Source organism: Kaarinaea lacus (genome assembly GCF_975902315.1).
This window is the reverse complement of the sequence record NZ_CDLKIE010000096.1, coordinates 1-8,663: the sequence shown is the minus strand read 5'-3', so window position 1 is coordinate 8,663 and position 8,663 is coordinate 1. Positions and strand designations below refer to the sequence as shown.

The following is an 8,663-nucleotide window of genomic DNA, read 5'->3' as shown; positions in this document are numbered from 1 at the left end:
GTCATTTATAAAAAATCCTTTTCGTAAGTCCGTACCAGCAAAAACACAACCCAAGTCTGCAAATCCCGCCAATGGCAGCAACCAGGCGCAAGTAAACAACAAAAGCGCAAAAGCTGGTACTAGCAAGCCGAGCTTGCCAAACAACTATCTGGATCCTAACTCCGTATTCTAATATCGCATTGCATGCAAAGGTTACCGGGGTGCTGAACATTACATTCAGCACCCCGTTTTCATTTTAAGGCGAAAAGAATTTCTACGAAAAGTGAAACAACGTTAAGGATAGAAACTATAACAACAGGCCAACTACTGATTAAAAGTTTATTGGCTTAACCGGGCCAGATAAGCCAGGGCAAATTCATATTCAATATTCTGCCTGGCATTGGTGTTGACCGCTTGTTTAAAGGAATCTGCCGCCAGTTTTTTATTCCCCGTCAACAAAAAATATTGTCCCAGGTAATAAAATCCCTCACAGAGAAATTCAGCGCTCATGCTATTCATCTGCTTCTTGAATGCATTCAAAAAATCATCGGGCCCTACCTGACCGAGATACAACTTGACCAGGGCACCAGGCCATACATCCAGGTTCATATGCTGGGAGTATTTAGCCAGGTCACTGGGCTTGTTGATATTCTGATACTTCTGACTTAAATGCAGCCATAGCATGCGATACATGTCGTCAGGTTTCAGTGATAAGTAATAGCGATAATCGGCAGCCGCATCAGAGAATCTGCCCATGAGAAAATTTAACGAGCCACGAATTGCATAGATAGATTTGTTCTTTGGACTAAGTTTTTGCGCGGTCGCAAAATCCTGGAATGCAGCCTTGTACTGTTCCAGTTTTGCATATGCGTTAGCACGATTGATATAGGCAGTAACATAACCTGGATTGAGTTTTACGGCATTGCTAAAATCACCAACTGCCTTATCGTAGTGTCCCAGGTCGGCGTAATGAATGCCCCGCTCTCGATAAATTTCTGCTAACGCGGTTCCCTGTATCCTTCCGGCATTGATAACCTTGGAAAATGACGCAATGGTTTCATCTAACGGGTAAACTTCATTGATAATTTTTTGAGGAACAACAGCAAAAGCCCTGTTAAGACAAACTAACACGGCAATCATCGTAATCACTAATTGTAGAATTGCAGTCTTTGGAACTTTAAGCTTCATAATGACAGATTATTGTTGTTTTCTATACGTCAGGTTAAAAATATCTACAAACAGATTCCAGATTCATGCCAATTCATTGAATTATAATAGCTTGTGGTTGATGTTCAATTGCCAATAAAAAAGGCTACATTAACCTAATGTAGCCCGTACTTCTGTGAATCTGGTTTGCAGAAATACAAATTGTTAGCGGGTATATCCAAACTCGCCAAACCAGTGTCCAAAACGAAAATCAATATGCAACCATTTTGGAATATAGGGCGATTTTTTCACGATTGGAAAGTCCTTCACCGAACAACTTTCAATATTGGCCGCAGAACAGTCGCCAAACATAACCGGCCTGAATCGAATAGCCAGTTTATTATTGATATGAACCGCGACATCATCCTTTTTATCGTCTATAAAAAAGCGGACTTTCTTGCACAACAGATTACTAAAAAATAATTCCATCTCAACTGTGAGCGGTAAATCGCGACTCCTGAGAATGGCGTCTGCTTCCCTGGTTGTGGATACTTCTACAGGTTTACCGTCGATTTGAATGGTGGTTTGCATCGTAGGCACTCCGTTCTTTATTTCTATATAGTGTAGCCTCAATATTTTATAAATCGGTCAAACCGCCATTTCAATGAGCTATAAATTCCCTATTGGAACAACAAGTTAGAGTTTTGACAAAACTTCTCTATATATCAACATATTAGAAAAACTATTTTAAACTACATTGCACTTAAGAAAATAGCGATAACTATCTGTTTATTAAGTAAAATAAGAGCTTCACAAACTTTTATGATCATTGGCCTGAAACGACGTCCTGAAATAACGTCCTGAAACAACATCCTGAAACAACGCCGGGATATTGCTCTGGTTATCGCGTGACACTATCTCGCACCTTATCTACCTGCCTGAGAAAGCACCAGACAAAACCAATTAGCCCAATAACCACTTACCCTGTTTACTATTCTTTGACATAATGACCGCCACACAGCATTCACAATAACAACAAGCTGTGTTGCCAATCTGTGCAGGGGCAAGAACGATTTCTTAAAGGGTGGAACAGTAATTCTGTACTCGTGAGAGTCGGGTTTATTGAGTTAGTGTCGTTTAACAAGATTAAAAGACATAACGTCGGACTGGGGCATAGACTATGGGGCATGGAAGCCTGGCAATAGCCAGAGACTATTTCGCGGATCTAAAGTCATTTGACGAGCGCATTGGTACCCTGATGGTGCTGGACGCACCGTTAAAACGATTGTATGCCATGCGCGGCAAACCCAACTCTGAAGGTGCTATAGCGCATAACCGACAAGGATTCGTTTCCATTGCCTACCAGCGTTACGCCCTCGAGCACGTCATTTATGGCATCGCGGCCGATGACATGAATTTCCTCAAACAGGGCGTCAACGGAATTCGTTACGGATTTAGCAAACAGGACATCGATGGCAGTTTTGAGGTCAGCTTTCTTTCTCGCCGTAAAACGGACATTGGCAAACGCCTCAGTACCGCTGCATTATTTCTCACTTCCGCTGCCATCAGCTACCAGTTGATCCATCATAGTCCTTATCGCCGCCGCTTTCTAAAACAGCTCATGGAAATGCGTCTGGGAATTCGTCGCACCGTTTACTGGTTATCCAGGAACGACTTAAAACTGTTCCTGCACGATCAAAACTCTGCATATCATTTGTTAAACGATGCGCTAGCCTATATCGTATCTGGAGAGATCTACAACAATATCACCCTGATAAAAAGGGGACATATCTTTCTTGAAATTGCCCTGGAACTGCAGCGTAAAGACGGCGCTTTTCTGGAGTATGATGGCCATGACAGTGGTTATCAGGCATCGAATATTGTCCTGATGTTCTACTACATGCTATTTGTTCATAATCGCGGCTATTTCAACAGAGTGCTCCGCGCTATTGCCATGGGCTTAGTTTGGGAAAAAACCCGCGTGCTTCCAACTGGTAAGGTTAACTCCCGAAATAACACCCGTCGTATTCAGACTTATTCTACTTTTAGTGGTCGACAAACTGACATCAACTATTCGGAAGTTATCAAGGCTTTTTTGTGGTATGGTTTTTTCACCCGGGACAAACAAAGCAAATTAATGGCACGCCGGGTATTCCAGTTCATCACCAGGCGTCCCGCTTAGTCGCCCTGCTTTCTTAAGACACAAGATCCTTTAAAACCTACTCAACCCAGGGGTCAGGTTTCTTTTCAGCTTTCTTTTCGGCGCTGGTGTCTTTTTCGCTCCTGGCTTCTGATACCGGTTCTTTTTCCTTCGCTGATTTGCTCTTTTTCTCCGATTTTCGCCAATAACCTTCAACCGAGTACTGCTGCCATGCCCAACGCAGCCAACCCAGCACCGAATAGGCTAACCACAGTGCCCATAGCAACATTAAAACTCGATAAACGGTTATCGGTACTGACAGCACCCAAACATTCGGCAAAGTCTCCTGCACCTGATCCTGGTACCAGTTGAGCATATACGCTGTTGAGCCGTTGCCTGCGATCTGCATATCCGGCCTGCCAAGCAATCCTTGCTGTACGGCATAAAAAAGTACTAGCAAGGCAACGATCGTTAGCAACGCCAGACCAAGCTGCACCGTGTTAAAGGTAAAATTACCCGCATGGCTAATAATGTTCTTTCTTACTCCAAAAACCAGCAACCAGCCTACAACTATCAATGCAAACGCTATATGTACCTGACTTAAGCCAATACCTAATAATGCCCATTGCCAGGCACGTAGTGGTGTGACCTTAATAAAACTTAAAATGACCGATATGATTAGTACAATAATAACCACACCCCAGTACAATACAGCGGGCCCAAGCCTTGGACCTGCAGTGAGCAACACCCAGCGATCCTCCGGCAACCTGAGCTGTATGTTGTTATTGACGCTATCCAGGCCGATATCAACGTCCTGGCTGATATAGTAATTAGAAACACCGGCTGCCAGTCTCCAGTCAATCTTGAAGTGATGCTCTCCGGGATCAATTGGCAGTGTGACACGACGGCCTTCCTGCCGAATGGGCTGGATTACATTATCAATATATACCGCGTCCAGTGTGGCATCAGTAGGCAACATGAGAGTATGCTGCGCACCCTGGCTACTGCGCACGCTAAAAGTGAGCGTAGTATCGGTCACCCTGCTCCCGGGTACGATATGCAAGTTACTCCGATCAATGGTCAACGACTTACCAGTAACTGCCGGCGGTCTTGTTACCGTTATATTAATGAGTTCGCCAGGATAAGGATGCCATTCCGGCATCAGGTTTTTATCACTTCCCTGGTGATGAATGACGGGAATGCCATCGGTCGTGACATGCCAGATCGGACTAACATCCAGACGCCACACTTCAATCCAGTCGGATGTTTTTTCCGCGCTAAGCTGTAACTCGGATTGCTGGCTCAATTGCGAAGTCCAGGATAATCGGTTTTGTTTACTACTGAGGCTTACCAGGGCTTTTCCATCCTTAACTGTTATGTTGTCATCCAAAACCGCCTCCCCACTCACCAGGGGCAATTCAAATACGATCGGTACCCTGGAAGTACTGACGCGATATACGGAGGTAACAATTTGCCACTCCAGGCCCAACTTAAGTGTTCGCTCTACGCGTACAAAGGGTGGCAATGGGCCGGATTGCAACTGGGTAAATTTTTTGTGCTGCAACGCTTTCTGAATACGGGAAAACTGGATCTGACTGTCCGGAACGCCATTTACGCTGACACCATCCACCGTCCAGCCTTTGGTTTTAACGGTTACATGATGCGGTTTTAATTGCAGCGGCAATTGAAAGTAACTCCTGACGGGCACATTACCGGATAATCGAATAGTGTGAATTCCCGGTGCTACCGCTATCCACAGTACACCATCACTGCTGCGATACAATGAGCGTACTACCTTTTCATCCATTAAAATCTTGCCCGGTAACCACTGATCAGCGTGCGCAGGTAATGGCAAAGCCACTGGCTGATGCGCATGAACAGTACTGACCAGGTTTAAACGGGTACTTTCTATATTGATATCCAGATTGGCCACTGCCGCACAAGCAGGTAAACAATCTGGTGCCCTGATTAAACGTTGCTTTAACTCATTAAGCAGTTTGTCATCGGGAAATGCCGCGTAGGCATCCTCGGTCGGCGTGAGCAAGGCGGCAGAAAAGAAGAGAGAAAATATCACGCTGGCTTTGGCGGCTTTCTGCACGGTAGTTTTATTAAGTCTAAATTCAAAAACCAGCATCAACAAAATAAACAAAAACCACACTCGCAGGAAATTTAACACCATATTGGTGGTTGGTGATACCAGTATCAGTTGTGTTCGTTGCTGCTGGTCACTGGGGCCGCTCCACGACAGGTAAACCTTGCGCCAGTTCCAATCAGGTAATCCTGGTCCAGTCTGCAATGTCGCATTGGGATCAACCAGCATTGCCAGTTTATCTTCTTTCTCGCGCTGAATTATTTTTTCTGCGGGTTTCGCCATCCTGCTCATAACCGCCGAACTGGGTGGCGCCAATAATTTTTTAGCCTCATCCCGCATTTCCATGGTGGGCCGTTGCAACAACTCAGGTTGACGAAAAAAACGTTGTTGTGGTTTTTCCAATTGTGGATATATACCATTGCGTACTTCATCTACCATAAATGGTACTGTGATGATAATTAATGCCAGTAAACTTAAATTGCGATAAGCCATCACAAATTTCCGCAGTGTTGTATGCGGAACCACGCGCAACAAGGCTATGGCGACCAACACATTTATCCAGACATAACGTGGCGCATCACTGGGTTCATGCCATATCATGGTAAACGTGACTAGTGCAATAATCCCCCAATACCAGCTCCACAAACGAAATACCGCCATGGATAAAATCAACACCATGAATAAATCCAGCAAGGTCCAGCTTTGCAGCCAGGTATTGGGCGTGTTATCAACGCCATCGGCGGAAAACAGACGCCATCCGGGTGGCAGGTTCAATACGGTTTCTATTTTCTGAAAATCTTCAAGCCATCCGCCTACTGGAAGATCGTGCCGGGATAGTTCGTAACGTGAATCAGCCTCCAGTTGCAGTTCACCCTGCCTGACTTCCACGCCTTTAATATTCGATCCCTCCAACGTCGTAATAAGTTGTGGTTGGCCATTTACAGTTACACGGCCCAGCTCCAGTTCTTCGCTGGCATCCAGTCGCCAACCGCGGCGCATGGTACCGCTGATTCTGTCTTTAACGGTATAACCACTGCCATCAAAATCCAGCCACAAGGTACGCTTTAATTCCAGTTGGTTCGGTTCAGGTTCCGGATTACCTCGGCGTACTTCACGTAATTCAAAACGGTTTTCCGGTTTAACAAGATAGGCAGGCAATGACTTCCATTCATTGGGTAAATTGGTTTGTCGTGGATCCATTGGCGTTACGCCATCTATTTCCACTACGCGTAAATGACTGCGCGCATCGAACACCCAGATTTCCTGTACAGGCAGCGGCGCTGATGATGCTGGCATTCTAAGTGTGTTTACAGCATTTACGAACCGTGACTTGATGATAATACTCCAGCGGCCTGGCCTGACCTGCATACGCAAGTCACCATTGGGCTCCAGTCGCGCCGGCAACTGGCTGCGTAAATCAGTGGGTATGGTATTTTCTATCAAAACTTTTTCCAGCAATAATTCGCGCTGATCACCGGAAACGTTGATATCCAGGCGTGTTACAACGACAAACGGCACTTCATCGATAAGACGCCGATAAATGTTAATCGTTAATACGTCATCTTCTTCTACCGCATCAGACGATGCAAATTTACTACCGGAGAGCCACAGGCGTCCTTCATTGTCGATATGAGGATTGGCAACAGAATTACCATTCACTGATAATTTAATAATCCCGGTTCGGTTATCAATGGACAGGGATTCCGGAAGTTGTTCCCATTCAAATCGCCCGGTAATTTTTGCACTACCTGGCTCCAGCGTAACAACCGGAAAACCTTTGTCCTGGGTAACGATGGCTTTCTTATTGCCAATCATCACAGACTTTGGCCAGTATTTAACACTACCCGGTAATCTTACCCTGCTCTTTTTGTAGACTCGCCAATGCTGCTCAAACTTTCCGTCGGACTGATTCAACGTTAATGTAGCCTGCGTAGGCCAGACACAAAAACGTTTTTGGGCATTGGAATAGAGAAATGGGCAGTCATAGTCTTTGACATCATGCAGCACCCAGTCTTGCCAGGTTTTTAAAGGTTCGGGTATCGCAATGTCCTGTTTTGCTGTCGCATCTGTAGTAAAAATAACACACCACAGAATTACCCAAAATATTCGATGACTGTTCAATCGCTTTATGTAGCTCATTCCGACTAGTCCGATCATTAATTTAAATTCATGTTTCGTATCACATGGGCTAATTTTGTTAATTTTAGCCAATATATACAAATATTATCAAAAAGTTATTATTGATTATTTATTGATCGGGCTGGAGCAAAAAGACTGAATAGATATCGAAATAGCATCTGAAGGGAATCATTGGCTCACACAGAATTTGCAAGCTGCTTAAAAACAGCTACTACCTACCAGCAATTGGATGGCGCTCTTTCACCTGAGGAACTTAATGTAATTGGATTGCAGTCACTATCTTGCTTTTGACTATCAACAGCATTCGCTCTCAATACATAGCACGTGGCAATGGGGCAATCCATCGTCTCTGGCAATACACTTATTTCATAGTGACCATCAATAGATAGTGCAGGATCGGAGGCATAACCAAGGTCTGTAATATTATTTGAATATTTTTTAGTATCCAGATAAAGCTGTTCCATTCTGGCCGAAGCATTGGTTAAGGCCAATACTCCATCCGAACGCTTTTCTTTCAATACACTGACATGATAAACAGGAATAGCCACCATAGATAACAGAATTAATACAACAAGCACAATCGTTATTTCAAGCAAACTAAAACCAGTCTCAAATTTGCTGCTGAAATTACTTGTCTTCATGTCCATTAACTTGTTTGCCATTGCTTAATTCTTATTGAGGTGGACTCCTATAGCTATTTATCGGAGCAAATCTGTTAAGTGTTAATGCTCTTTCAGCCACATAAATGCTTAAATAATTGCGAATTATCATTGCTTAACAACCATCGAAACACCCGCGTAGAATCGGAATTCAGGACTTAATATGAACAACCAACTAAGATCAGCAGGCTAAATAAAGAGCAAGCTATGTTTAAAATTGTTTATTGCTTTTTGTATCACCACTTCTTTTTTATTTTCATCAGTTGACCTTCTCTATGTATTTCCAAATTTCCTAAAAATGTCATGCCTAATAAGGCTTCAGAAGGAAAATCTCCTTGCATTACCACAGCCTCAACATTGTATAACTGAATCTCGCCGACGCTAACCGTATCCAGAGTAACAATATGTGCAGGAGATTTTCCAGACGCTGTTGCCACCACCGTTGGTGTACCGTTAGCCCGATAATCGATACCGAGCCTTTCCGCATGCTTACTGTTTAATGCGATCG

General features: G+C 44.1%; 6 protein-coding genes. 1 reads left to right on the top strand and 5 read right to left on the bottom strand.

Annotation, left to right across the window (positions count from 1 at the left end; genetic code table 11):
• Positions 1-318: 318 nt before the first annotated feature.
• Together ACWVCM_RS02345 and ACWVCM_RS02340 are read right to left on the bottom strand one after the other, a co-directional pair.
• On the bottom strand, positions 319-1,167 hold the full coding sequence (locus tag ACWVCM_RS02345; RefSeq protein WP_455200096.1) for a tetratricopeptide repeat protein: 849 nt from the start codon (positions 1,165-1,167) through the stop codon (positions 319-321).
• Positions 1,168-1,350: 183 nt separating this feature from the next.
• Positions 1,351-1,716 carry a hypothetical protein gene (locus tag ACWVCM_RS02340; protein WP_455200095.1) on the bottom strand — a complete coding sequence of 122 codons (366 nt, stop codon included), beginning with the start codon at positions 1,714-1,716 and terminating at the stop codon, positions 1,351-1,353.
• Positions 1,717-2,305: 589 nt separating this feature from the next.
• Here ACWVCM_RS02340 and ACWVCM_RS02335 point away from each other — a divergent pair.
• On the top strand, positions 2,306-3,307 hold the full coding sequence (locus ACWVCM_RS02335; RefSeq protein WP_455200094.1) for a hypothetical protein: 1,002 nt from the start codon (positions 2,306-2,308) through the stop codon (positions 3,305-3,307).
• A 37-nt stretch (positions 3,308-3,344) separates the two neighbouring features.
• On the opposite strand, the gene ACWVCM_RS02330 is transcribed toward ACWVCM_RS02335, so the two are convergent.
• The 3 genes from ACWVCM_RS02330 to ACWVCM_RS02320 form a co-directional block, all read right to left on the bottom strand.
• Positions 3,345-7,496, bottom strand: coding sequence for a hypothetical protein (locus tag ACWVCM_RS02330; protein WP_455200093.1), 4,152 nt, complete (start codon positions 7,494-7,496; stop codon positions 3,345-3,347).
• 215 nt (positions 7,497-7,711) lie between these two features.
• Positions 7,712-8,158, bottom strand: coding sequence for a type IV pilin protein (locus tag ACWVCM_RS02325; RefSeq protein WP_455200092.1), 447 nt, complete (start codon positions 8,156-8,158; stop codon positions 7,712-7,714).
• 233 nt (positions 8,159-8,391) lie between these two features.
• A partial coding sequence (locus ACWVCM_RS02320) for a retropepsin-like aspartic protease family protein (protein ID WP_455200091.1) occupies positions 8,392-8,663 on the bottom strand: 272 nt, incomplete at its 5' end.